We start from the raw sequence: 24,938 nt of genomic DNA, 5'->3' as shown, positions 1-24,938 counted from the left end.
GGATCCCGGTGCGCGCTTTGCATCCTGGCCCGAGCGAGAGAACCGCTCAACAAACAGGCCGAATAGATACGTGCAATTTCAACCTCGGGGTAAGCGGTTAATCTTCTTCTTGCAAATCGGGTGGAGTCCATAGATACATTGTTAGGTTTTCTTTTTTATCCCCTCCCCTGCGTAGCGGGGGGGTAAGGCGGAGTTTTCGTGAGTGTCCAGTGGACACTCGCGCCGCCGAACGGGCGCGCTGAGGTTTGCGCGCACTGGGCGGGAATGTTTAGGGTGGGGGTGGTTGTGGTTGCCGTTGCAGTTACTGTTGTCGTTACAACTGATCCCTCTATGAAAAGGAAACCTCAGCGCCTCCTCCGTACCTTCGGCAACTGCTGACTTCGTAACGACATTTCCATCTCCTGTGGATTACTGCTTGACGCCATTTTGCGGCCGTCAGCTATTCTGGCACCCGATTTTTCCGGAGAGCAATGCGGTGATTACACGGGCCTAGCTCAGGCGACTTGCGGCTAAGGCAGCGCCGATTAGGCCAACGCGCTGATTCATTATTAGATAAACCGGTAGGCTCACCAACAGCGCGCTCATTCGACCTTTGTCGGTAAACGAGCGATTGAAGCTGCCGTCGGCGAACGCCGGCAGAATTTTCGGGCCGATGCCGCCGGCCAAATAAACGCCGCCGGCAGCAAGACAACTGAGCGCGACGTTACCCGCCTGCGCACCATAAATTTTAACGAACAACTGCAGCGCTGCCGCGGCGGTGGCGTCGTTGCTATGCAACGCCGCGGTGGCGATCGCCGCCGGCGGATCGTCGGCGCGCAATAAATCATTGCCCGTCGCTCGATTTCGTGCGCGGAAAAAAGCATACAGGTTGGCGAGCCCCGGTCCGGACAGCACCCGTTCATACGACACGCGGCCATAGCGCTCGCGCAGAAAACACAGCAACTCGACCTGCACTTCGTCAGTCGGCGCGAAATCGACGTGCCCGCCTTCCGTCGGCAATGATTCGTAATGGTCGCCGTGCCACACCAACAAACCCTGGCCAAGGCCGGTACCGGCGCCGATGACGGCGCACGGCGCCTGCGGCCGGCGCTCGCCGGGATGCAACACCATTAAGTCATCGGGCGTCAACGCCTCGATACCGTACCCGACCGCCTGGAAATCGTTGATTAGTCGTACCTGCGGGATTGTCAACGCCTGCGCCAGCTGCGCCGCCTCGACGCTCCACGGCAAATTGGTCACGCGTGCGACTTGGCCGTTCGGGGTCGAAAGAATCGGTCCAGCGATGCCAAAACAGGCGGCGGCAGGCGCTGTCGCCGCTGCCGGCGACTGCAGGAATTCACGGACAATCGGCAATAAACCGTCGTACGCCGCACTTTCGAAGCGTTGCTCAGCGATCGGCCGATAACCGCTGCGCTCGATCTCTGCAAGCTGCAGCAACACTTTGGTCCCACCGATGTCGCCGGCCAATACGCGCACGTCCACCTCACACGTAATTATTTTTGAATGATGCCGGCACCATCGTTATACTTGCAACCCGCGCCGAAGTGGCGGAACTGGTAGACGCGCCAGACTCAAAATCTGGTGGTGGTGACACCGTGTCGGTTCGATTCCGACCTTCGGTACCAACAGAAACAACAGGTTGTCAACCTGTTCGAGGTTAACGCCTACCCCTCCTCGCTGAGAAAATGGAATTGCTCCATTTTTGCTCCAACGAGGCGGGGGTCGTGGCGACAATCAAGAAGCGGGGGCAGTACTACCACGTGCGCGTTCGTGTGCGTGTGCGTGGCTATCCAACCATTTGCCGGAGCTTCAACACGCACGCAGACGCAACCGCGTGGGCGCGGCGCACCGAGACCGAGATCGATCGCGGCGAGTGGCGTGACCGCACGGAGGCGGAGCGCACTACCGTGAGGAAGGCGCTCGATAAATACGTTCAAGAAGTCAGTCCCACCAAGAAAGGCAAAGGCTGCGCCAACGAGACGAGCAAGGCCGAAGTCATCAAACGGTATCCCATCAGCAAGCTGTCGCTGGCGCGTGTGCGTGGCGCCGATGTCGCGAGCTACCGTAACAAGCGCCTCAAAGAGCGATGCCGTCGCAATACCGTACGCCTGGAGCTGGTGCTACTCTCCCATCTCTTCACCATCGCCCGCACGGAATGGAGCATGCCGCTCACGAATCCCGTCGCCGAAATCCGCAGACCGTCGGTCAAGCTAGACAAGCGCAAGCGGCGGCTGCGACCCGGCGAGGAGGATTACCTACTCCTGCGGCTTCGCGCTTCGCGCGCGAAATACTTGGAGGAAATCGTCAAGCTCGCGTTGGAGACCGCGATGCGCCGCTCGGAGCTACTAATGCTTCGCTGGGAGCACATCGACATACAGCAGCGCACGGCGCACTTACCGGACACTAAGAACGGCGAACCCCGCACCGTGCCACTCTCGACGAGCGCCGTGGCGATACTGAAATCGCTCCCGCGACAACTGGACGGGAGTGTCTTCGGCGCGCGCGATCCAACCAACGTATCGCAGACGTTTCACGCCGCGGTGCTAGCGGCACGTTCGGACTACGAGCGAAACTGCGATAAACACGGCATCAAACCAGATACCAAATTCCTGACTGACCTGCATTTCCATGACCTGCGGCATGAAGGAACCTCAAGGCTCTTTGAACGGGGGCTCGATGTGACGGAAGTGGCGGCCATTACCGGGCATAAGACGCTACAGCAGCTGAAGGACTATACGCATTTACCGGCGCAGAATTTGGCGAAGAAACTGGCGTAATAGCGGCCTAAATATGCAATTTTTATAATATATACTATAGTATATATTAAGTAATTCTTGGAGGGCCATCATGTCCAAAACGCGCATTGCCAAATTATTTAAAAATGGGGCGAGCCAGGCGGTTCGTCTTCCGGCGGAATTTCGCTTCGACGGTGACGAGGTATACGCCACTCGTGACGAGGTGACCGGTGACGTCGTGCTGTCGGCGCACCCGGGCACAAAAACCTGGGCGGACTTCTTCGCGCTGGTTCATTCGATCGATGTGCCGGATGACTTCATGGCCGAGCGCCCGATGAATGTTGTCCCGGCGGAACGCAACTTGTTTAGCGAAGCAGATTGATGAGCACGCTCTACATGTTGGACACCGACATCTCGAGCTACCTCATCAAAGGACGCTCGCCAGCGATCGAGGCCAAACTCACCTCGATTATGCCGTCGATGGTGTCGGTATCGGTGATGACGCGTGCCGAATTGATGTACGGTTTGAAGCGTCTGGCCGCTGATCATCGATTGCAAATCGCGGTACGTACTTTTTTGGACATCGTTCGGGTGCTCCCGTGGAATGCGGAAGCGGCGGACTACTACGCCGATATCCGCCATCAACTGGTCACGAAGGGTCGCCCGATTGGCGAACTCGATATGATGATCGCGGCGCACGCACTGGCGGCCAATGCCGTGCTCGTCACCAACAACCATCAGCATTATGCCCAGATCGATGCGCCGCTGGTTCTAGAGAATTGGGAATAGCGCGAGGCGAGCGGTAAAGTAAGAGACGTCCGGGCGATAAGGTATACAACGCGCGCCGTTCGACCAGTTGGACGCCCTTCAGCGGTTCCGGCACCACATAGACGCCGACGAGACCTCCGAGATCACTGCCGTTTTCAAGCGGCAGATCCGCGACTGCTCCCGTTGCCAGCGATGCGCTCAACTTGACCGGGTCCTTACGTAGCTCAGCGATGACGACATGCGCATGCCGCTTCAACCATGAGCTAAAGGCGTCGTGACCAGATGCCAGTGCTGGATCGTCATCGAACACAACAGGGGCCGGCGCCGCAGGCGCGTCGATCGCTGGCAGCGTTCCGATGAAGCTCGAAACGCTTAGTAACTGGCTCTGGGGCAACCAACCGCCGCATCCCGCCAACAGCGCCGTCATGGCTTCCGCGCTGGGTGGTCGCTCAAGGAACGCTGACCGAACCTCGTCGAAACGTGCGACGCCCAGCGGTTGTCGTTTGCTGCGCTGCAGATCGTGGAGGAACCGTGCCCAATTGCGGTGAAGACTCTCCGTCGCTTGATACACCAAATTAAGCCCGCGACGCAGCGATGCATGAGAAAGACCGGCGCTTGGATTCTGCTCCGAGAAGCGCGCGAAAGCGTCCCGCACGTCCTGGGTATTCAATAGCTGCAGAGCCGTGAGGGCAGCTTGCAGCGCTCGATCGAGCATGGTGGTGAAATGCGAACGCCGTTGCTCATACTACTCTGCCATAGTCCGTATCGACGGACTCTCGCGAATGGCAATCAGCTGTTCGTTAAAGAGGCGCAACGAAACGAGTATTTCCTGGCACAGCAGCGGGACATCATCGAAGAGGCCGCTATGTAGCGCCCGTGCCAGCATCTCTACATGCTTGTCTTCATACAGCCAATCGCGCCGATGGCGCAGGACGTTAACGAGATATTTGCAATATTATTAAAGTATCAAAAAGCGGCTGGTCGCAAATTAGCGCGTCGCGGCGACGTATTTTATAGAGCGTCCACAGGGTCAGGTTCGACGCGAAAGCACGTCGGCCGACCGAATATGCTGACGCCGCATCAGAGTACGTTGCGGCTCCGCAGGTAATTCTCCGGTTTAATTAGCTTTCGTCGGTAGCGGCAGGTTGTTACCATCCTCCATCGCCACATCGCTCTTCCGAACAAATCAAACAACCGGACGATTCTGAAAGGAGAATCGCATGAACCGACAACCCTCTGGTTTAAACCAAGGCGCGTTGCTGATGCTGATCGCAAGTCTTGCGTTCATCGGCTACGCACTCGCGTTTTTGTTCCGTAACTTTACCAGCAGCGGTTTCGAGCTGGGCGTGGACACGCTCAACGGCGTCACCCGGGACCAACTGAACGCCCTTAATCCGGCGATCGTGCATTACATCGGACACCTGCATGTGGCGACGGCGGGATTCATCGCTGCCACCGGCATTGCCGTCGCCGCGCTGTCTTGGTTCGGTGTCCGCCGTGGGACATGGTGGGCGTGGATTGCTGCTGTGGCGTCGCCGGTCGTGGGTCTGACGATAGCCCTGCCCTATCATTACACCGGGACCTTCGCATTCAATTGGGTAGCGCACTTGGGTCCCATCTATGTCGCCACGCTGGTGTTCGTGGTCGGCGCACTGCTCGCCCTGCGCGCGATGGTAAGATCGACTTGAGGCAGCCGATTCGCTTTTCAGTACAGTAGGCGTTCAGGCTCGTGTAGTAATCTCCAAACGCCACCACTCGCGGCCGGCATGCGGAATCGCCGGCCGCGCTAATCAAGACGTTCAGTGGGCTGGTATCTGTGCGCTCTGGCCAGCGCGGGGCTTAGGCGTCGCCGCTACCATGCGCCGGCATTCCTCGGCGCAACGGCGGCAGGCGGCGGCGCACTGTTGGCAATGCTCCATCGAGTACTTGGGGCACTCCTCGCCGCACATTTCGCAAACTTGCGCGCACACCTCACAAATGACCCTCGCCAACTCGCTGTCACGCGCCATATACCCGCTTGCCAGCCGGCAAATCTGCGCGCAATCCATATATATTAGGGTCACCCTCACGGATTTTTTACCGGGCGGGTGGCTGTTTGATCGAAAGGATTGCTAGAATCCATATATGAAGTTGCGTCGCGCCGTTCACCGGTTCTCCCTCTGGGGTACCTTCCTCGCGTTGCTGTTCACACAGCTCGCGATGGCGTCGTATGCTTGTCCTAACATAACGCCGACCACGGTCTCTCCCGACGCGGGGATGATGGCCGATTGCGGCAATCTGCCGGATAAAGGTCAACCGAATCTCTGCAAAGCGCATCACGACACGCGAGCGCAACTCAACGATCAACAATCGCCGTTGCCGCCGCTCGCCAGCTTCGCGATGGTGGCGATTTACCTACTGCCATCGCTGATCGACGTCTCGAATGAAGCGAACGCGCATTTAGATTCATATCGTCTCACCCGCCTCGAACCCGACGGCTCACCGCCCTTGTTCCTGCAGGTTCTTCGGATTTAGATCGTACGCACGCCGCGCCCTTCCCGGGCGTTCCTGGTAGTTTTGCGTTGATCTAATTCGGAGAGCGATTTCGTGCCCAAATTTTTTTCGTTTCAAAGCGCACCCCTGCGGGTGATGCTGTCGTCCGCCCTGCTGGGATTCAGCTTAAATATAACCCCCGCATTTGCCGGGCTGTCGTTCAGCGAGGCGCTCACTGCCGCCGAAGCGAATGCACCGGAGCTCGCCGGGCGCAGGCACGCCATCGTCGGCGCCGAGAGCGCGCGCCGCGCGGCCGATAGCCTGCCAGACCCACGACTCGTTCTCGGCCTCGATAACGTTCCGGTCGACGGTCCCGATCGCGGCAGCCTCGATAACGATTTCATGACGATGCGCCGCATCGGCTTCATGCAGGACGTGCCGAACTCGGCAAAACGCCAGGCGCGCGCCGACGTGGCCACGGCCACAGCCGATCGCACGCGCGCGGAACTCGCGGTCGAGCGCGTCATGGTGCGCCGTGACGTCGCACTTGCATGGATCACGCGTTACTACCTCGAGCGTCAGTTGGCGCTGTTCGATGAGCTCGAGCGCGAAAACAATTTATTAACCTCGACCGCGCGCGCGCAAATCTCCAGTGGTCAAGGCATGCCGGCCGACAGCACGATGGCGCGGCAGGAAGTAGCGCTGTTGGCCGACCGACGCGACGATCTCACCCGTGACGTCGCGCGCGCCAAGGCCGCGCTCGTGCGCTTTATCGGCGAGCGCGCCAACGATGCACTCGTCGGTGCGCCGCCGGCGCTGAGCGTCGACGCGGCGAATCTGCGCGCGCACCTGCATAACCACCCGGAGCTGGCGGTTTACCAACCGATGGCGGAGCAGGCGGCGGCCGACACGCGCGAGGCCGAGGCATCGCGGCGACCGGACTGGGGTGTCGAGCTCGCCTATCAACAGCGCGGCCCGGAGTTCAGCAACATGGTGTCGCTGCAATTCAGTTTCGATCTGCCGCTGTTTAGCGGCAGCCGCCAAGACCCACGCATCGCCGCGAAACTTCAAGAAGAACAGCGGATCGCGTCCGAACGCGAGGCGATGCAGCGCAAACACATCGAAGAGCTCGACGGCTTGCTCGCCGACTACACCGCACTGTCGCAAAAACTCGCGCGCACGCGCGAGACGCTGTTGCCGCTGGCGCACGAGAAGGTCGAGCTGATGCTCGCTAGCTATCGCGCCGGCAAAACCAATTTGACGCAGACGCTGACGGCCCGCCGGGAATCGGTCGAGACCCAGCTCAAAGCCATCGCGCTTGAGGCCGAGCTCGCCACGGCGTCGGCCAAGCTCATCTACTTCTACGGAGAAAACCGCCAATGAGCCAGAAAACGTTTCGAGGCGTATTGCTCGCGACGGCGCTCGCCGCCGTCGCTAGCGGCGGATACTGGATCGGAAAATCCAACCTGCAACCCGGCGACGCGGCGGCACCGGTGGCCGCTGCCGCCGAAACCGGCAAAGCGCCGGCGGGCGAACGCAACACGCTCTATTGGTACGATCCGATGTATCCGCAACAACATTTCGATAAGCCCGGCAAATCGCCGTTCATGGATATGGCGCTGGTGCCGAAGTACGCCGACGATGACGGCGGCGGTGCTGGCATCAAGATTGATCCGGTATTGGCGCAGAACCTCGGCGTGCGTTATGCCACCGTCGAAAGCGGTCGCCTCGATCCGACGATCGAAGCGGTAGCGAGCGTCGGCTTCAACGAACGCGACGTCGCCATCATCCAGGCACGCACGGCCGGCTTCGTCGAACGTGTTTATGCGCGTGCTCCGGGCGACGTGGTCGCCACCGGCGCGGCGCTCGCCGACGTGCTTGTTCCGGAATGGGCGTCGGCACAAAGCGAATACCTGGCACTGCGCGCGGCCGGCGAGAAGACGCTGGTGGCCGCTACGCGCGAGCGCTTGAAGCTGCTCGGCATGCCGAGCGACTTGATCGAGCGCGTCGAGCGCACGCACAAACCGAGTCCGGTAATCACGATCACCACGCCGATCGCCGGCGTGATCCAAACCCTCGACGTGCGCGCCGGCATGACCGTATCGACCGGCATGACGCTCGCGCGTGTGAACGGGTTGTCGACGGTGTGGCTCGAAGCCGCGGTACCGGAAGCGCAAGCCGGCGGGCTTGCGCCCGGCGCCGCCGTGGAGGCGCGACTGCCGGCGCTATCGGGTGAAGTGTTCAAGGGCAAGGTCGCAGCGATCTTGCCGCAAGCCAACACCGACACGCGCACGTTGCGCGTGCGCGCGGAAATTCCGAATCCGCAAGACCGCTTGCGGCCGGGTCTGTTTGCGCAGATGCGGATCGTGACAAACGCCGCGGCGGACGTGCTCTTGATCCCGAGCGAAGCCGTCATTCGCACGGGCAAGCGCACGCTTGCGATCGTGGCCGATGACAACCATCGATTTCAGTCGGTGGAGATAGAAGCCGGCGCGGATGCCGGCGGCAAGACCGTGGTGCTGAAGGGCCTCACCGCTGGACAGAAGATCGTGGTCTCGGGCCAATTCCTGATCGACTCGGAGGCAAGCCTCAAAGGGGTGCTCGGGCGCATGCAGCCGGATGCCGCGCCAGCGGCCGACGCGCCGTTGCACGAAGCCGAAGGCAAGGTGGTGTCGTTCAGCGCGGACGAGATCACGCTGGCGCACGGCCCGGTGCCAACCATGAATTGGGGCGCGATGACCATGCCCTTCAAGCTGCGCGATCCGACGATCGCCAAGGAGCTTAAGGCCGGTGACCGCGTGAAGTTCGCGTTCCGCCAAAACGGCGATGTCTTCGTGGTCGAGCGCTTGGAGCGAGTCGGAGACGCGTCATGATCGAACGGCTCATTCAGTGGTCGGTCGCCAATCGCTTTTTGGTGTTGCTCGCAACGCTGTTCGTCGCGGCCGCCGGCCTTTGGGCGGTGAGCACGACGCCGCTCGATGCCCTGCCCGACCTGTCGGACGTGCAGGTCATCATCCGCACGAGCTATCCGGGGCAAGCGCCGCAGATCGTCGAGAACCAAATCACCTACCCGCTCGCCAACACCATGCTGTCGGTGCCGGGCGCGAAGACCGTGCGCGGCTTTTCGTTCTTCGGCGATTCATTCGTGTACGTGCTGTTCGAAGACGGCACCGATCTCTATTGGGCGCGCTCGCGCGTGCTCGAATATTTGAATCAAGTCCAGGGACGTTTGCCGGCGAGTGCGAAGGCGTCGCTCGGTCCGGACGCGACCGGCGTCGGTTGGATCTTCGAGTACGCGCTGATCGATCGCACCGGTCAGCACGATCTCGCGCAACTACGCGCGCTACAGGATTGGTTTCTGCGTTTTGAGCTGAAGGGTCTAGCGAACGTGGCGGAAGTCGCGTCGGTCGGCGGAATGGTGAAGCAATACCAGGTGTTGCTCGATCCGGCAAAGTTGGTGGCGTATCGCATCCCGCACTCTAAGGTAATTCAGGCGATCCGCATGGCCAACCAGGAAACCGGCGGCTCGGTGCTGGAGTTCGCGGAGGCGGAATACATGGTGCGGGCCACGGGCTACCTGACCTCGCTCGATGATTTTCGCGCGATTCCGCTCGGCGTCGCCGCTGGCGGCGTGCCGGTGAAGCTCGGTGACGTAGCGACGATTCAGGTGGGACCGGAGATGCGCCGCGGCATTACCGAGCTCAACGGCGAGGGCGAGGTGGCGGGCGGCGTGGTGATTCTGCGCTCCGGCAAAAACGCGCGTTCGACCATCGCCGCGGTAAAGGTCAAGCTCGCCGATCTGCAAAAGAGTCTGCCGCAAGGCGTCGAGATCGTCCCCACCTACGACCGCTCGCAACTCATCGATCGCGCCGTCGATAACTTGAAACACAAGCTGATCGAAGAGTTCATCGTCGTCGCCGTCGTGTGTGCGTTGTTTCTCTGGCATTTGCGCTCGGCGCTGGTGGCGATCATCTCGCTGCCGCTCGGCGTGCTGATCGCGTTCATGGTCATGCGCTATCAGGGCATCAACGCCAACATCATGTCGCTCGGCGGTATCGCCATCGCCATCGGCGCCATGGTCGATGCCGCCGTGGTAATGATCGAGAATGCGCACAAAAAGCTCGAGGCCTGGGCGCACGCCCATCCTGGGCAAGAGCTCAAAGGCGAGACGCGCTGGCACGTGCTGACCGACGCCGCCGTCGAAGTCGGTCCGGCGCTGTTCTTCAGTCTGCTCATCATCACGTTGTCGTTCATTCCGGTGTTCACGCTGGAAGCGCAAGAGGGCCGTTTGTTCGGCCCGCTCGCGTTCACCAAGACGTATGCGATGGCCGGTGCGGCGGTGTTATCGATCACATTGATTCCGGTGCTCATGGGCTACTGGATACGTGGGAAGATTCCGGATGAAACGAAAAATCCGTTGAATCGTTGGTTGATCGCCGCGTATCGCCCGGTGCTGGAAGCTGTGTTGCGCCGGCCGAAGCTCACACTCGCGATCGCCGCCGTGCTGTTCGCCACCGTCGTCTGGCCGCTCGCGCGCTTGGGCGGCGAGTTCATGCCGCCGCTCGATGAAGGCGACCTGCTGTATATGCCTTCTGCTCTGCCGGGCCTGTCGGCGCAGAAAGCATCCGAGCTGTTACAGCTCACCGATCGCGCGATCAAGACCGTGCCCGAAGTCGCGAGCGTCTTCGGCAAGGCCGGCCGCGCCGAGACCGCGACCGATCCGGCGCCGCTCGAGATGTTCGAGACCACGATCCAGTTCAAGCCGCGCGATCAATGGCGCGCCGGCATGACGCCGGAGAAGTTGGTCGATGAGCTTGATCGCGTGGTCAAGGTACCGGGGCTCACCAACATCTGGATCCCGCCGATTCGCAATCGCATCGATATGCTGGCGACCGGCATCAAGAGTCCGATCGGCGTCAAAGTCGCGGGCACCGATCTCGCGGCGATCGATCGAGTGACGCAGCAAGTGGAACGTGTCGCGAAAAATGTACCCGGCGTCAGCTCGGCGCTCGCCGAACGGTTAACCGGCGGGCGCTACATCGACGTCAAGATCGATCGTCAAGCGGCCGCGCGTTACGGGCTCAACATCGCCGACGTACAATCGGTGGTCGCGTCGGCCGTCGGCGGCGAAACCATCGGCGAGACCGTCGAGGGTCTCGCGCGTTTCCCGATCAACACTCGCTACCCGCGCGAGCTGCGCGATTCGCTCGACAGCCTGAAGGCGCTGCCGATCCTCACCGAGATGGGACAGCAGATCACGCTCGGCACGGTCGCGGCGATCGACGTCTCGGAAGGTCCACCGATGCTGAAGAGCGAGAATGCGCGTCCATCAGGTTGGGTATACGTCGACGTGCGCGGACGCGATCTGGCGTCGGTTGCCGCCGATCTGCGCGCCGCCGTGACGCGCGACGTCAAGCTCGATCCGGGCATGAGCCTCGCCTACTCCGGCCAGTTCGAGTTTCTGGAGCGCGCCAACGCGCGCCTGAAGCTGGTGGTGCCGGCGACGCTCGTCATTATCTTCGTGCTGCTGTATCTCACGTTCCGGCATTTCGATGAGGCGTTCCTGTTGATGGCGACGCTGCCGTTTGCACTCACCGGCGGCATTTGGTTTTTGTATCTACAAAATTTCAATCTCTCGATCGCAACCGGCGTCGGCTTCATCGCGCTCGCCGGCGTCGCCGCGGAGTTCGGCGTGGTCATGCTGCTTTATCTGAAACAGGCGGCGGCCGATCGACAGGAACGCGGTCTCGACCTCACCGCCGATGTGCTCGACGACGCCATTCGCGAAGGCGCGGTGCTGCGCGTGCGCCCGAAGGCGATGACGGTCGCGGTGATCCTCGCGGGCCTGTTGCCGATCTTGTGGGGCAGCGGCACCGGTTCGGAGGTCATGAGTCGCATTGCCGCGCCGATGGTCGGCGGCATGGTAACCGCGCCGCTGTTGTCGATGTTGGTAATTCCAGCGGCGTACAAGTTACTGCGGCAACGGCGTCGGGGATCGGTCGCGGCAAAGAGCACCGCGATGCGTGAGCCGATAAGGGCAACCGAGGAATCGACCGAGGAGGCATAACTTATGAAAACCAAACTCCACCCGCTCAACATCACACTCGCCGTCATCGTCGCGTTGTTAGCCGCGACGGTGTGGTATCTCGCCCGCCAGATCGCGTCTCGTCCGACTGGGATCAGTTAGTATAACTCGCTTCGATTCCACTCCGAGCTTCATCCTTCCTTACGAATCTCATTGTCCCTGACACCGGGACAAACATTTTCGTAAAGCCCTATTTATCGCAAATAGCGCGACGGGTACGTTCACGCGTCGATTCGGCGAATAGCAGCTCCCGGATCGACTCGACCCGAAACTAAAAGGAAAGGAGAAGACCATGCAAATCACAACGAGGTCCACGATGAACGTAACCTGGCAACGCCTCGGCGTTGCCTTCAGCACCGCCATTGCCATCGCGTCCACCATCGCCCTGGTACCCACTCAAGCACTGGCACAGACGACAGAAACCTCGACCGCTGAGCACTCACGCCGTGATCAAGGTCACGCGCAATCGTGCAAGAGTTTCAAAGCCTGGATGGGAGGGGGCAAAATCAACATCGTCGACTTTACCGCGCTAACGGGCGGCGAGTCGTCGCCGTTCAGGTTTCGGCTCAAGTACGACAGTTTCGAACCGGTCGCGGCGGATGGTTTTTTCGGGCGGATCACCAAAGGTCAGTTGACCTTTTCCTATCCGCGCCAAAACAATCCGGAGCTACCGTACGTGAAGACCGATCCCTACCCCGCCATGTATTTCCACGGGCCGGCCTTCGGCGAACAAGTCGATTACCAAGCGCGCGAAATCGGCTGTAATCTTTTTGAAGTGCACTGGAAAGAAACGCATAAGGGCGACACAGTGACACATGTCCAAGACTTCAACCGGCAGCAGGTCTGTACCAACATCACCAACATCAATCGCGCGCCGATCCCTGCGGAATTCGATCCGTTCGACATTAACGTGCAGATGAACAACACCGCGCTGTTCCCGGATGGAAGTCCGGTGGCGAAAGACAGCTTTGCATGGTTCCCCTTGTGCGGAACGATGTCGCAGAGTCTCGGGAGCGACGCGGTCTGGGAGAACAAGCTGCATTACTTGGTGTACGTGGCACCTTGAGTTCTGGCTAGCGCATGATCAGGCCGTGATCGCGACACTCTCAACTGACGCGCCGGCGTCGTTGCAGTAAGCAGTTGCGGTGCAGGGGTAACAACAGGGCAGGCCAAAGTAGCCTGCCCGCCTTCGTGACAAGTGTCCGCTATAGAACCGCTTGGCGTCATCTATTTACCACCCCACATGCTCGCCTCATGTAAGCGGCTCACATTCGCAGTACATGACGCAAAAATCCTTGATGGTGTTCCGGTTTACGAAAAAAAATTTTTGGACGACATATCGGCGGGCTCATCAGAGCGGTCGGTGGTAGGATCGCCGGAAATTCTCCGGCCAGGACTGCTATCAACTAAGCGGTAGCTACCGCGGCCTTGACGTTTGACGCTGTAGAGCGCGCTATCGGCCAACCCCAATAACCGTTCCGCCGTTACCGCAAACATCGCTTCCATATAGGCAATGCCAATGCTTGCGCTGATTACGATCGACGTCGAGCCGATGTCAATGGGATCACGCAAGGCATACGTTATTTTCAGTGCAATCACTTCGGCATCGCTTCGTTGGTACACCGTGCCGAGAAGGATAGCGAATTCGTCGCCTGCCAGACGTCCAACCGTGTCTGATGCACGCAGGCAAACCTGAAGGCGCTTGGCGAATTCGCGAAGAAGGATGTCGCCGGCGGCGTGGCCGTAGTTATCATTGACACTTTTGAACCGATCGATGTCGATATACATGAGAGCGACGTCGGTACGGTTGCGTGCCGCTAATTTAATGGCGCTATTGAGTCGATCGAAAAATAGCGCGCGATTGGGTAGCTCTGTTAACGGATCGAACTGGGCGAGCCGTTGCAGACGTTCTTGTGCAAGTCGGCGGTCGGTAATATCGCGCATCGTGACCGCAAGATTATCACCGAAGTGCACCACTTGATGGGCATACCAAACAGTGCCTTTGTTGACGATCGTCACGAAAAATTCGTTCACTAACGGAGCACCGGCACTCATCACCCGGACATATTCAGCAAAATTACGCGACAGCAATTCCGCGCCGACCAATCTCTTAATTCCTCTTCCTAACAGTTGCCCGCGCTCGCGGGTCAAAAGTCTTTCGCTCTGCCCGTTTAGATAAGCCAGGCGAAAATCAACCACCGATCCAGCGGCACTGCGTACAGTTTCTAGGATGAAAAACGCATCTAGATTGCTTTCGGTCGCCGCCACAAAACGCGCTTCGTTCGCTTGCGCCTGCCGGCGCGCACTGACTAACGCTTCGGCAAGTGGACGAAGGCGCGACCGCACGAACCAAGCGCCGATCATAACGAGTAGGCCCAAAAACGGCAGCGCTAACTGAAACTGCTCACGAATCGGTGCGAATAGCTCGGTCATATCCATTTTGATGAGCATGCCCAATCCGGTATTTCCTATCGGTGCATGCGCCACTAATACGCGTGTGCCGCGAAAATCGATTGCCTGCCGTACGCTCACCTGGTTGTTCAGCGCGTAAAAAATGGGAAGCGGTTGCCCATTTATCGACAACGGCATCCGAAAGACCTCACGCCGTGAACGCTGCGGGAAGCAGGCGGCGCCGTTACCTTCACTCGCACATACCGCCATGTCGCCGGTCTTACCCCAACTGTCGATGTCTTTCACCAATGCCGTCAAACGCGGCAACTGTTGTTCAGTCAGTACACGTCCGACCGTTCGGTTTGCCCGATCGCGTACGGATACTTCAACGATTAAGTAATAGCCGTCGCGCCATGCGAGTTTGACCGGGTAGGAATAGGCGCTGCGCACTGCCACCTCGAGTGTGGGTGGACCGCGAAACGAACCGTCGCGTACTGTCACGTGTTCGTTGCTCTCGAACACCACTACCGAGAATCCGTTTCCGAGCAGTTGGTTGCCAATCGCATCCAACGCGGTTCTGGCGGCAGCATTGCCCCGGTTCTCTGTCAGCGCTGCCAGATGCTCGGAAATACTAACGTTCGTACTCGCGAGCACGGCTCTTTCCGTGCGCAGCTGAATCATACTGTCGAAAAATTCTCGCCGATCGCGCAACGTCCGCGACAGTTGCTCGGCAATAGATTGTTCGAAGCGATGCTGTAAGAACGCAAAACAGACAAGACCGGCAATTACTACGACGACGCTCAATATGATGGAAGCTATTAACTGAATTTGCTTTACCTCATCGTTCTCGAAAAGGTATCGCTGCCCCGGGTATCGAAGATTCCACAGTCCTGCACCTAATGCGATTATCGCCACTGCCGTATGCGCCGCCATTCGGCCAGCACCCGCCCAGCTGTAAAGAAAATCCAAGCGAAGCGCATAACCGGCCAATGAAAATCCGCCGATGACAATCACAACGCTGGTCAGTACTCGCAGGACGATGGTTTTGTGCCTTCCATGCAGGCGATCGATCGCAATGAGTGCCAGCGCGAAGCAAAGCAACGCAACAGCGGTGTTCGATGCCATTCGTCCAGGATGTGGATAGCCGGTATCAAAGCGCCGATGTAGCTCGGGAAAATCGATACCGAGCGACAGACCGGATGTTAGTTCGACGAGAACCGCAACAGCCGTCAGCGCTAGCAGACAACCACAGAGCGTGCGGATCAACGGACGCCGAGCCAAAGGCGCTTTCGCGCTGGCTATCAATGCACTGCCGCCAACGATCAGGCATAGCGCGGTACTGAGCACCATAACCGTCCATTGCGGACGAATACGCACGAGTTCAGGAATACCGAACGACCAGCCCAGCAGGGTGCTGGCTCCGAGTACAGCAACGACGACACCAAAAATGGCGCTGATAGAAGCCGTTGGGGCTAAAGACATACGGTTCAATGTCAATCTCCTTTTCGCTGCGCTCCTTTGTGCCGCCTTTGTTCTTCTTATGAATCTGTCAGACTACTCGCCTTACCCTTCAGCAACCGACCTATTGTCGCGGTCATCTATTTAGCCAGCGAACTCCAGGACGTGTTATATCCGTTGTAATAGTATGCTCAGTCTCACTTAGATTTACACTCATTAGTTGGATGGCGACTTGATCTGGATCAATCTTTCTCGACTCCCGTCGGAAGGCAACCGGAGACACCGCAGAAGCCCATAATCGACCTCGCGTCCTACAAGCTTGAGCTGCAGCCACCGAAAAGCTTCGAGTATTCACTGGACCTGATAAACGGCACGACGTTTAGCGAAACATTCCGACGTGCGGCAAATTTGTCGCACGCGACTTTGGACGTTCTGGGTTTTTCTGAAGATTGAGATTAGGGGCAACACGACCACAAGCGCAGCAAGTAGATAGCAAAAGGGCTGCGGTAATGCAGCCCTTTTGCTTTTGTGCGTCTCGGGCTTCGCCGCAATCGCGAAGCGTCATTCAATCATATCAACTCATGTCGCCCCAGCGATGTCTGCCGTCACCACCGTCGTTGGTGCAGATACCGGCACGAGCGCACTACTATTCGCGGCGACAGCACTGTACAGCGCGATCAACTCTTCGTTGAGCCGCTCGCTATCGTATTCGCGCTCGACTCGAGCGCGCGCAGCGCGGCCCATCACCACACCCAGCTGGGGATGGTCGATCAAGGTAATCAACCGTTCGCTCAACTGGATCACATCGCGCTCGGGCACCAGAAAACCCGAGACCCCGTCTTCGACCAACTCCGGGATACCACCATGGACCGTGCTAATCACCGGTACGCCAAAAGCCATTGCCTCTTTCACGGCGTTAGGAATACCTTCCTCGTCGCCGTCGATCGCGGTAACACTCGGCGCCAACAGAACATGCGCCGTTTGCAGGCATTGCAACGCCTGCTCGTGCGGCAACCATCCGCGCAATTGGACATGCGCCTTTATTCCGTAGCGTTGCGTCAATTGCGTCAGCTCGTCGCGCAGCGGGCCGTCGCCAATAATGGTATATGAGATCGCGCGCCCAGAGGCGCGCACCAACGCCACCGCCTCGATGGCATAGAGTAACCCCTTCTTCTCGACCAGCCGCGCGACCGTGACCGCATGCACGACGTTAGCGGTCGAACGTCGCTCGGCGTAAGGCAAGTCACGCACACGAATGCCGGAGTGATGCACCTGCACCTTGGCCGGATCGCAGCCGGCCTTCACTAACCTCGTCGCCAGTGCCGCACTCACCGGAAAAAAAAGCGCGCCGGCATTAAACAATTCGCGGTATCCCGCATGCTCTTGCCATGCGCGCTTGCCAACGTCATAACCGCGGAACGAGGTGACTAGTGCCCCGCTAATGGCACCGACCTCGATCAAGCGCGACGCGAACGATCCATAAACGCCGAACTGCGCGTGAATCACGTCATATCGCTTCGATCCCAACCGATGCAACCGCAACGCAGCGTAGAGCAGCCGCAACGATCCAGCACGCCCTGTTTTCATGACAAGGCGCAAGACCCGCAATAGATAACGCGGCGCACGCATGCCAACCACAAGCGCCAATCCGACGGTCTCCAGTAAGCCGACCAGCCGATTCGGTGACGCGCACAGACGTTGCCGACGCTGCAACAATCCTGAACGCGCAACCGCGACCGGTATCGGATCGTCTGTCGGCATGCAGGTGGTGTAGATATCGACATCGTGCCCGCGTGCGGCGACACCGACGATTTGATTGACGATGAAGGTTTCCGAAGGAGCCGGAAAGGTACCGACAAGATAAGCGATCCGCAGACGCCGTGCGGGTACGTTAACCATTTTGTTTGCGTCTCCCATCATCGTTGCTTGCTGTTAGCGGGTTCGGCGATGTATTTCTGTTAAAAACTGCGCATTTCTCATTGCCCTTAGGCTGCCACACCGATGCCGCGCGGTGGGTCTATCGCGACGGCGCTCGCGTGTCGCTCCAACCAAAGACCGAGCGTTAATAAATTCCAGGCAAGATAATTACGCTGCGACACGATCGATGTGGGGATATGCGGCAACAATTGCCGTAACGCCGATCCCGGGGCAAATATGCGGGCCTGCAGCGCTTGCATATCCGGTCGACCGAGCCATTCGCGGTACGGCGCGGCGAAGCCTTGCTTCTTGCGATTGTGCAACGCCGGCGGCCAGTAGCGCTGCAATGCCGTCTTGAACAACACTTTCGTGTGCGCCGACTTCACTTTCAGCTCCGCCGGCAACGACAGTGCGAACTCGACGACATCGCGATCGAGAAACGGCGCCCGCGTTTCGAGCCCGTGCGCCATTGCCGCACGATCGACCTTGACCAGAATATCGCCCGGTAAAAAACATGATAGATCGAAATGCAACACGCGATCCATGCCATGCGTGTCGCTATCGGGGGCGTGGTACGACGGTGGAAAATACGTCGCCGCATCGGTGCCCCACAATGCCTTACGCTCGGCGCGGGTGACACCAAAACGATGGTGCACGTAGCGGTCCCATGGATCGCTCCAGCGCCGTGCTAATGCTTGCGCCTGCGAGTAGCGTGTAAGCGTGGTGACACGATCGCGCAACAAACGGCTCAAGCTGCGGCTCAGTAACCAAACCGGCCACGCACCCGAGGCTTTGACCGATTGCGCCAACAGCGGATACCAGGCGTAGCCGCCGAACAGCTCATCGGCGCCATCGCCGGAGAGCGCGACCTTCACATGCCGGCGCGCGTATTCGCAGATCAAATACGTCGGAATATGCGACGGGTCCATGAACGGCTCGTCGTACACTTCGACCATGCGTGCAAGTAATTCTGCTACCGGCGGCGCACCGAGATCGATCTCATGATGGTCGGTTCCATAGCGCTCGGCGACGGCGCGCGCGTACGGCCGCTCGTCGATGTATTCGCCGAATCCGACCGAGAAGGTCTGCACCGGGCGCGTCGATTCGCTCTGCATGAGCGCGACGATGGTGCTCGAGTCGTGCCCTCCGCTTAGGAAGGCACCGACCGGTACGTCGGCCACCATCTGTCGGCGGACGGCTTGCTGCAACAACGCGCGCAGCTGCTCGCCGGCGTCTTCGACCGTCCACGACTGCTTTGCCGCCACCGGCTTCCAGTAACGCGTCAGACGAACGCCGCGATCGGCGTCCCACTCCAAATAATGGCCCGGCGTAAGCGTATGTACATTTTCATAAACGGTACGGTCCGGCGGCACATAGCCGAGACACAAATAAGCATCGATCGTCGTGCGATCGAGCCGCGGCTGTACCAGGCCGGAGCGGACGATCGCCTTTATCTCGGAACCCAGCACGAGCGCACCGTCCGCGGCAGTCGCATAATAAAGCGGCTTCTCGCCGAACAGATCACGCGCGGCAAACAAACGCCGCGCCTGCGTATCCCAAATCACAAAGGCGTACATGCCGCGCAATCGCTGCAGGCCCGCCGCGCCCCAGTGCGCGAACGCCGCCAAAATGACTTCCGTATCGGAGCGCGTGTGAAAGCGCGCACCTTCCCGCGCGAGCTCCGCACGCAGTTCGACGTAGTTGTAAATTTCACCGTTGAATACGATCCAGAACCGGCCGCTTTCGTCCGCCATCGGCTGCTCGCCGCCGGCGAGGTCGATGATGCTCAAGCGCGTATGGCCAAGATCGACGCCGGGGAGCTGTCGGTAGGTCTGCGTATCGGGACCACGGTGGCGCAGCGACCGCGTCATCGCCTCGATTACCGCCGATGTGCGTTCGCTATGACCGCCGGCGATGGCGCAAATACCGCACATGACCTAGCGCCGTCCGCGTAACGGCGGAGCGCCGCGCACGGTCGTTATTCGGGCACTGTTTGAACGAAGGGTGGGTATTGGCCGACAGTTGTGGTTGTTACGCATGCTTATACATTAATTTTCAATGTCAAAACAACGGGGCGCAGATACAAAGGCGCCCTCCGTCGACTGGCTCGCTATGAGAGCACAACCACTGCCGAGAAAAAACGCCACAACTATCAGTGGATCACAAGCCTGTTTTGATGAAGGGAATTGGCCAACAAAGGCTCACCGACGCTCAGCGAGCGTGGAATAGGGGAATTACCCGCGGAGTATTACCCGATTGCGACCATTTTCCTTGGCAATATAAAGTCGCCGGTCGGCAATCTCTAGCAGTTGATCGAGGCTGTCGTTGCCGTCGTTTCCGAACGACGAAACACCAACACTGACGGTTATCGAAACCGACACACCAGTAATGGCAAACTTGTGACTTTCAATTGCCACACGAATCCGCTCGGCCAACACACCCGCGCCGACACGGTTAGTATTCGGCAGTAACACCGTGAATTCTTCGCCGCCCATGCGCGCCGGCACGTCGGAAGCGCGAACCATCGATTTGATGATCTTAGAGACTTGTACCAAAGCCTCGTCGCCACCCGGATGGCCGTAGGTATCGTTAATTTTTTTGAAGTGATCGATATCCAGCGTTAGCAGCGACATATCGGCGTTATGCCGTAGCGCCAACATAAAATGATGCAGGCTGATCTCGCCAAAGGCGCGACGATTTTTCATCTGCGTTAGCACATCGGTGGTTGCTTGCTCCTGCAGCAACTTGCGGCTTTCTTCCAGCTCACGGATGGTGCGCGCTAACTTGCGATGTACGTTGAGGCGCGCCTTGAGCTCTACGGGATCGACCGGCTTGTTAACGAAATCGTTGGCACCGTTCTCGAACGCCAGATGCCGATCGGCGTTGTCGTCCGCCGACGTCATTACGATCACCGGCAAATTGCTAATAACTGTCATATCGCTGGCGCGAATCTTGGTCAGCAACTCCTGACCGCTCATGCGCGGCATTTGAATGTCCGTCAGAATCAGCTCAACGCCCGGCTGGACGGCCAACAGCTCCCAGGCATGTTGCCCATCGCGGGCATGCAGGACTTGGTATTGATCGCTGAGATAACGCAGGATGAGCGCTGCCGACGTCTCCGAATCCTCGGCTAAAAGCAGTTGCGGCAAACCTGTGGGGTTGAGCTCTTCGGTAAGCATCAGCAAGCAGGGGTCGAAACTCCGTTACCGACAACTATAGTTGACCGATCGCGACGCGCCAATGTTTCGTAAGTGACCGCTACTCGATATTACCGCCGTTAAACGAGAACTCGGGTCGGTATAAAAACTAAAAAATACCCGCACGTGTACCGATCCTTGCTAAGCTCGCACCGCCCAGCACGCTGGTGAAATAGCTCCATCGAAAACGAAAAAAGGCACCGGCATCGCCATTAACTTATAAATAAGCTCTCAGGGACCAGGCATATGTACCGCGGCTTTCCAGCAAATTTACTCTCCATCCTGCGCTGCCCGCATGACAGCGGAACGCTCGATGTACGAGATCAATCGTCGACACCCTCGGCCTATGTACGCCAGGCGGCGCTACGATGCGGCACTTGCCGACGCAGTTATCCGATTGAGGAAGGCATTGTCCGATTTCTCGATCCGACGTCACTCGACGGCGAAAGTAATAACGAGCGCACGCTACGCGAGCAAGGAGCACCCCGCTATAACGCCGACGGTGAATTGTCCGCCTGGCAACAAATGGAAATCGTACCGACGCTGGCGGCGCTGAAACCGCTGAAAGGCTCGACGATGCTCGAGCTCGGCGCCGGTACCGGTCGGTACACCGTGCGCCTGGCTGAACAGCAGGCACAGGTGATCGCCGTGGATTTCTCGTTCGCGTCGCTGCAGCAATTGGCGACGCGCCTGCAATCGGATTGGAACGTCGGCCTGGTTCACGCCGACTGCACGCAGTTCGCTGTGCAACCGCACAGCTTCGACATTGTCATGTCGACGTTAGTATCGAACCTGCCGACCGCGCAGCATCGCGCCGCTATGATGGAAGTCGCCGCCAAGGCGCTCAAACCGAATGGCAAGTTCGTCTTCAGCACGCACTACTACGGACTCGGCAACCGGCTACGGCGCGAACCGCAGTCCGGGCATTATCGCGAAGGCGGCATTTACCGTTACTTGTTCCGGCGGCGCGAGATCTTGAAAGAAACGAAACGCTACTTTCAGACGATTTGGTGTCAACCGATACAGATCGGTATTCCGCTCGCCAACCGTTTGCGCTTGCCGGTAGTCGCGCTATCGCGCGCGGCACAGCGGATACCGCTGCTCAATCAGTTCGGCGAACTACTGCTGGTAGTGGCGCGGCCGCCCGAAGCGCCGCGCTAACAAAACGCCGATTAAGCGGCCTGCACCGGGATGGCGTTACGGGTGTGGGTGATACGGTTTTTTTCGTCGACGTAAACCAGATGGGGCTTGAAAGCCACGAGCTCCTTCTCTTCATACTCGGCGTAGGTGCAGATAATAACGATGTCGCCCGGCTGCGCCTTGTGCGCGGCAGCGCCGTTGATCGAGATAATGCCGGAACCGGCTTCGGCGCGAATGGCATAAGTGGCGAAACGCTCGCCGTTACGCACGTTGTAAATCTCGACACGTTCGTATTCGCGGACCCCGGCAGCCTCGAGCAAACGCTCGTCGACAGCAACGGAGCCTTCGTAGTCGAGCTCGGCGTGGGTCACGCGGGCACGGTGGATCTTGGATTTCAGCATGATGCGGCGCATGGGCGCGCATTATCCGGATTTTGCGGGGCGATTCAAATCGGCCGAACGGCCTAGGGAATTTCCGCTTCAATATTATCTATTAGTCGAGTCCGACCAAGCCAAGCAGCCGCCAAAATCGCTAGTTTTCGATCGCCCTCCGCCGGATCCGCCAGATCCTGCTGGCGGACGATCCGGACGTATTCCGGTCGAAAACCGATGCGCTGCAACCGTTCGGCGGCGACGCGCTCGGCGTCCGCAGGAATCTCCTTCGCACGCACAATCTCATCGCGCGTATCGCACAGAATGGAAAACAGCCGTGGTGCGATCCGTCGTTCTTCCGGCCGTAGATAGGTATTGCGCGAGCTCATGGCGAGGCCATCGGCATCGCGTATGGTATCGACGCCAATGATGTCGATCGCCAGCCCCAAGTCAACGACCATCAGGCGGATCAATAACAACTGCTGGTAATCTTTTTTGCCGAATACGGCAACGTCGGGTTTTACCAGATGAAACAAGCGCGCGACCACCGTCGTAACGCCGCGAAAGTGACCGGGACGAAACGCGCCGCACAAAATGTCGCTGAACTTCGGCACTTCCACCTGCGTATGCACCGCCATACCACGCGGATAGATATCGGCTTGGGTCGGCGTAAACAGCAAATCGGCACCGCTGTTTTTGAGCAGCGTTGCATCTTCGGCCGGCGTGCGCGGATAGGCAGCGAAGTCTTCCTTCGGTCCGAACTGCAACGGGTTGACGTAGATGCTGACAGCGATGAAGTCGGCATTGCGCCGGGCAACGTCAATTAGTTTGATATGTCCGGCATGTAAGTTGCCCATCGTCGGCACAAACGCAATACGCTTGCCGTTACGGCGCGCGGCCGCGACTTCGTGTTGCAAGTCGGCAATGGTCGAAACCGTTTTCATCTAATACGAATGCTCTGCACCCGGAAAGCGGCGCGATTTTACGGCGCTGCCATACGACTTGATGGCCGCCTCGATAGAATCGACGCCGCTCATAAAATTCTTGGAGAACTTCGGACTCGGCCGCGGATACAAACCGAGCATGTCTTGCAGCACGAGGATTTGCCCGTCCGTGTCGACACCCGCGCCGATGCCGATGGTCGGAATCGTCAAGTCTTGCGTCACTTGCTTCGCCAACGCCGCCGGCACCGCTTCTAAAACAACCAAACTGGCGCCGGCTTGCTCGAGTACTTTAGCGTCATGCCGCAAACGCTGCGCCGCGTCGACTGTCTTGCCCTGCACGCGGTAACCGCCGAGCTGATGGACCGATTGCGGCATCAAACCGAGATGGCCACAGACCGGCACGCCGCGCTCGACCAGAAAGCGTACCGTCTCCGCCATCGGCTCGCCGCCTTCCAACTTCACGACGTGGCCACCCGCCTGCATCAACAAACCGGCATTGATAAATGCCTGTTCGCGATTCTGCTGGTAACTCAAGAACGGCATATCGGCCACTAGCAGCGCTCGCTCGACGCCACGAGCGACACAGCGCGTGTGGTACATCATGTCGGTCATGGTTACCGGAATGGTCGAATCGTGTCCCTGCATCACCATGCCGAGCGAATCGCCGATCATGATCAAATCCATGCCGGCGCGGTCGAGCAGCGCCGCAAAGCTATAGTCGTACGCCGTCAGGCAAGCGATCTTCTCGTCTTTGCCTTTCATGTCGCGCAGCGTCGTGAGCGTAACCGTGTTCATGGCGTCACCAACGGGTTGAAAAAGTGGCGGCCGCTGCGGATGTTGGAGATGTAATCGAGCAGCGTCCGGAAATCTTCGTCGCGATCGACGAAGTTGATCTCGGCAGCGTTGACCGCCAGCAGCGGCGACGCGGCGTAATGATGAAAGAACTGCGTATAAGCACTGACAAGCGATTGCAAATACGGGCGATCGATTAGACCTTCGTAGGCGATGCCACGGCGACGAATGCGATCGAGCAGCACGTCCACCGGCGCCTGCAAATAAATGACGAGGTTCGGTTGCGGCAGATCGAAACTGGTCTGTTCGTACACCTGCTCGTACAAACGCAGCTCGTCGTCGTCAAGATTGGCGCGCGCGAACAATCGATCTTTATCGATCAGAAAATCGGCGACGAAGCCGGTGCTGAACATATCGCCCTGCTTCAGCTCTTGAATCTGACGCGCACGCTGGAACAGAAAAAATAGCTGAGTCGGCAGCGCGTAATATTTACGCGAATGATAAAAGCGCTCGAGGAACGGGTTTTCTTCCGGGCGTTCGAGTAACGCTTGCGCGCCGAACTCGTCGGCCAGACGCCGTGCCAGGCTGGTCTTGCCGACGCCGACCGGGCCTTCGACAACAATGTATCCGGGATTTCCTATCGCCATGCTGATTGCTTCGTGGTGGTG

At 58.9% G+C, this 24,938-nt stretch carries 21 protein-coding genes and 1 tRNA gene; 11 read left to right on the top strand and 11 right to left on the bottom strand.

What is annotated here, in order from left to right:
* Positions 1-489: 489 nt before the first annotated feature.
* Entirely contained in the window at positions 490-1,476 is a 987-nt protein-coding gene (locus HY308_16565) for a glucokinase (protein MBI3899889.1), read from the bottom strand.
* A 62-nt stretch (positions 1,477-1,538) separates the two neighbouring features.
* Between HY308_16565 and HY308_16560 the strand changes: the two genes are divergently transcribed.
* From HY308_16560 to HY308_16545, 4 genes are all read left to right on the top strand, one after another.
* A tRNA-Leu gene (locus tag HY308_16560) sits at positions 1,539-1,625 on the top strand.
* 99 nt (positions 1,626-1,724) lie between these two features.
* On the top strand, positions 1,725-2,777 hold the full coding sequence (locus tag HY308_16555) for a site-specific integrase (GenBank protein ID MBI3899888.1): 1,053 nt from the start codon (positions 1,725-1,727) through the stop codon (positions 2,775-2,777).
* A 70-nt stretch (positions 2,778-2,847) separates the two neighbouring features.
* Positions 2,848-3,117 (top strand): AbrB/MazE/SpoVT family DNA-binding domain-containing protein, encoded by a 270-nt coding sequence (locus HY308_16550; protein MBI3899887.1) that lies wholly within the window; start codon positions 2,848-2,850, stop codon positions 3,115-3,117.
* On the top strand, positions 3,117-3,524 hold the full coding sequence (locus tag HY308_16545; protein MBI3899886.1) for a type II toxin-antitoxin system VapC family toxin: 408 nt from the start codon (positions 3,117-3,119) through the stop codon (positions 3,522-3,524). Before HY308_16550 ends, HY308_16545 begins: the two co-directional genes overlap by 1 nt.
* Here the strand turns inward: HY308_16545 and HY308_16540 are convergent.
* Positions 3,460-4,173 (bottom strand): hypothetical protein, encoded by a 714-nt coding sequence (locus HY308_16540; protein ID MBI3899885.1) that lies wholly within the window; start codon positions 4,171-4,173, stop codon positions 3,460-3,462. The genes HY308_16545 and HY308_16540 overlap by 65 nt on opposite strands.
* A gap of 550 nt (positions 4,174-4,723) precedes the next feature.
* Between HY308_16540 and HY308_16535 the strand changes: the two genes are divergently transcribed.
* Positions 4,724-5,191 (top strand): hypothetical protein, encoded by a 468-nt coding sequence (locus HY308_16535; GenBank protein MBI3899884.1) that lies wholly within the window; start codon positions 4,724-4,726, stop codon positions 5,189-5,191.
* A gap of 111 nt (positions 5,192-5,302) precedes the next feature.
* On the opposite strand, the gene HY308_16530 is transcribed toward HY308_16535, so the two are convergent.
* A complete protein-coding gene (locus HY308_16530) occupies positions 5,303-5,551 on the bottom strand; it encodes a four-helix bundle copper-binding protein (protein ID MBI3899883.1) in 249 nt (82 codons plus the stop codon).
* A gap of 76 nt (positions 5,552-5,627) precedes the next feature.
* Between HY308_16530 and HY308_16525 the strand changes: the two genes are divergently transcribed.
* The 5 genes from HY308_16525 to HY308_16505 all read left to right on the top strand — a co-directional run bounded on the left by HY308_16525 (position 5,628) and on the right by HY308_16505 (position 13,126).
* Positions 5,628-6,017, top strand: a complete 390-nt coding sequence (locus HY308_16525; GenBank protein MBI3899882.1) for a hypothetical protein — start codon at positions 5,628-5,630, stop codon at positions 6,015-6,017.
* 114 nt (positions 6,018-6,131) lie between these two features.
* On the top strand, positions 6,132-7,358 hold the full coding sequence (locus HY308_16520; protein MBI3899881.1) for a TolC family protein: 1,227 nt from the start codon (positions 6,132-6,134) through the stop codon (positions 7,356-7,358).
* Positions 7,355-8,848: an efflux RND transporter periplasmic adaptor subunit gene (locus HY308_16515; GenBank protein MBI3899880.1), complete on the top strand. Its 1,494-nt coding sequence runs from the start codon at positions 7,355-7,357 to the stop codon at positions 8,846-8,848. Before HY308_16520 ends, HY308_16515 begins: the two co-directional genes overlap by 4 nt.
* A complete protein-coding gene (locus HY308_16510; protein MBI3899879.1) occupies positions 8,845-12,042 on the top strand; it encodes an efflux RND transporter permease subunit in 3,198 nt (1,065 codons plus the stop codon). Before HY308_16515 ends, HY308_16510 begins: the two co-directional genes overlap by 4 nt.
* Positions 12,043-12,376: 334 nt before the next feature.
* Positions 12,377-13,126: a hypothetical protein gene (locus HY308_16505; GenBank protein ID MBI3899878.1), complete on the top strand. Its 750-nt coding sequence runs from the start codon at positions 12,377-12,379 to the stop codon at positions 13,124-13,126.
* Between the two features lie 245 nt (positions 13,127-13,371).
* Here the strand turns inward: HY308_16505 and HY308_16500 are convergent, their stop codons facing one another.
* The 4 genes from HY308_16500 to HY308_16485 all read right to left on the bottom strand — a co-directional run bounded on the left by HY308_16500 (position 13,372) and on the right by HY308_16485 (position 21,011).
* Positions 13,372-15,942, bottom strand: coding sequence for a diguanylate cyclase (locus HY308_16500; protein MBI3899877.1), 2,571 nt, complete (start codon positions 15,940-15,942; stop codon positions 13,372-13,374).
* Positions 15,943-16,488: 546 nt separating this feature from the next.
* Complete coding sequence (locus HY308_16495) at positions 16,489-17,808, bottom strand: glycosyltransferase (GenBank protein ID MBI3899876.1); 1,320 nt, start codon at positions 17,806-17,808, stop codon at positions 16,489-16,491.
* Between the two features lie 86 nt (positions 17,809-17,894).
* Positions 17,895-19,760: an asparagine synthase (glutamine-hydrolyzing) gene (gene asnB / locus HY308_16490; GenBank protein ID MBI3899875.1), complete on the bottom strand. Its 1,866-nt coding sequence runs from the start codon at positions 19,758-19,760 to the stop codon at positions 17,895-17,897.
* Positions 19,761-20,060: 300 nt separating this feature from the next.
* Positions 20,061-21,011: a diguanylate cyclase gene (locus HY308_16485; GenBank protein ID MBI3899874.1), complete on the bottom strand. Its 951-nt coding sequence runs from the start codon at positions 21,009-21,011 to the stop codon at positions 20,061-20,063.
* Positions 21,012-21,269: 258 nt separating this feature from the next.
* Here HY308_16485 and HY308_16480 point away from each other — a divergent pair, with 258 nt between their 5' ends.
* Positions 21,270-22,184, top strand: a complete 915-nt coding sequence (locus HY308_16480; protein MBI3899873.1) for a methyltransferase domain-containing protein — start codon at positions 21,270-21,272, stop codon at positions 22,182-22,184.
* An 11-nt stretch (positions 22,185-22,195) separates the two neighbouring features.
* On the opposite strand, the gene HY308_16475 is transcribed toward HY308_16480, so the two are convergent.
* The 4 genes from HY308_16475 to HY308_16460 are packed head-to-tail and all read right to left on the bottom strand — an operon-like array spanning position 22,196 to position 24,917.
* A complete protein-coding gene (locus HY308_16475; GenBank protein ID MBI3899872.1) occupies positions 22,196-22,576 on the bottom strand; it encodes an aspartate 1-decarboxylase in 381 nt (126 codons plus the stop codon).
* 50 nt (positions 22,577-22,626) lie between these two features.
* Complete coding sequence (locus HY308_16470) at positions 22,627-23,478, bottom strand: pantoate--beta-alanine ligase (protein MBI3899871.1); 852 nt, start codon at positions 23,476-23,478, stop codon at positions 22,627-22,629.
* A complete protein-coding gene (panB, locus tag HY308_16465) occupies positions 23,479-24,273 on the bottom strand; it encodes a 3-methyl-2-oxobutanoate hydroxymethyltransferase (GenBank protein ID MBI3899870.1) in 795 nt (264 codons plus the stop codon).
* A complete protein-coding gene (locus HY308_16460; GenBank protein MBI3899869.1) occupies positions 24,270-24,917 on the bottom strand; it encodes a deoxynucleoside kinase in 648 nt (215 codons plus the stop codon). Before HY308_16460 ends, panB begins: the two co-directional genes overlap by 4 nt.
* Positions 24,918-24,938: the final 21 nt, after the last annotated feature.

The organism is Gammaproteobacteria bacterium (genome assembly GCA_016199745.1).
In the GTDB taxonomy this organism is placed as follows: Bacteria; Pseudomonadota; Gammaproteobacteria; order Acidiferrobacterales; family Sulfurifustaceae; genus JACQFZ01.
The sequence above is the reverse complement of the archived record's forward strand: the minus strand, read 5'-3'. Positions and strand labels throughout refer to the sequence as shown.

Bases quoted from the DNA above. Each gene is read 5' to 3' on its own strand.
- HY308_16510 (MBI3899879.1), top strand. From the start codon at position 8,845: ATGATCGAACGGCTCATTCAGTGGTCGGTCGCCAATCGCTTTTTGGTG.
- HY308_16505 (MBI3899878.1), top strand. From the start codon at position 12,377: ATGAACGTAACCTGGCAACGCCTCGGCGTTGCCTTCAGCACCGCCATT.
- HY308_16475 (MBI3899872.1), bottom strand. From the start codon at position 22,576: ATGCGCCGCATCATGCTGAAATCCAAGATCCACCGTGCCCGCGTGACC.
- HY308_16535 (MBI3899884.1), top strand. From the start codon at position 4,724: ATGAACCGACAACCCTCTGGTTTAAACCAAGGCGCGTTGCTGATGCTG.
- HY308_16515 (MBI3899880.1), top strand. From the start codon at position 7,355: ATGAGCCAGAAAACGTTTCGAGGCGTATTGCTCGCGACGGCGCTCGCC.
- panB (MBI3899870.1), bottom strand. From the start codon at position 24,273: ATGAACACGGTTACGCTCACGACGCTGCGCGACATGAAAGGCAAAGAC.
- HY308_16480 (MBI3899873.1), top strand. From the start codon at position 21,270: ATGTACCGCGGCTTTCCAGCAAATTTACTCTCCATCCTGCGCTGCCCG.
- HY308_16545 (MBI3899886.1), top strand. From the start codon at position 3,117: ATGAGCACGCTCTACATGTTGGACACCGACATCTCGAGCTACCTCATC.
- HY308_16550 (MBI3899887.1), top strand. From the start codon at position 2,848: ATGTCCAAAACGCGCATTGCCAAATTATTTAAAAATGGGGCGAGCCAG.
- HY308_16525 (MBI3899882.1), top strand. From the start codon at position 5,628: ATGAAGTTGCGTCGCGCCGTTCACCGGTTCTCCCTCTGGGGTACCTTC.
- HY308_16470 (MBI3899871.1), bottom strand. From the start codon at position 23,478: ATGAAAACGGTTTCGACCATTGCCGACTTGCAACACGAAGTCGCGGCC.
- asnB (MBI3899875.1), bottom strand. From the start codon at position 19,760: ATGTGCGGTATTTGCGCCATCGCCGGCGGTCATAGCGAACGCACATCG.
- HY308_16520 (MBI3899881.1), top strand. From the start codon at position 6,132: ATGCTGTCGTCCGCCCTGCTGGGATTCAGCTTAAATATAACCCCCGCA.
- HY308_16495 (MBI3899876.1), bottom strand. From the start codon at position 17,808: ATGGTTAACGTACCCGCACGGCGTCTGCGGATCGCTTATCTTGTCGGT.
- HY308_16460 (MBI3899869.1), bottom strand. From the start codon at position 24,917: ATGGCGATAGGAAATCCCGGATACATTGTTGTCGAAGGCCCGGTCGGC.
- HY308_16530 (MBI3899883.1), bottom strand. From the start codon at position 5,551: ATGGATTGCGCGCAGATTTGCCGGCTGGCAAGCGGGTATATGGCGCGT.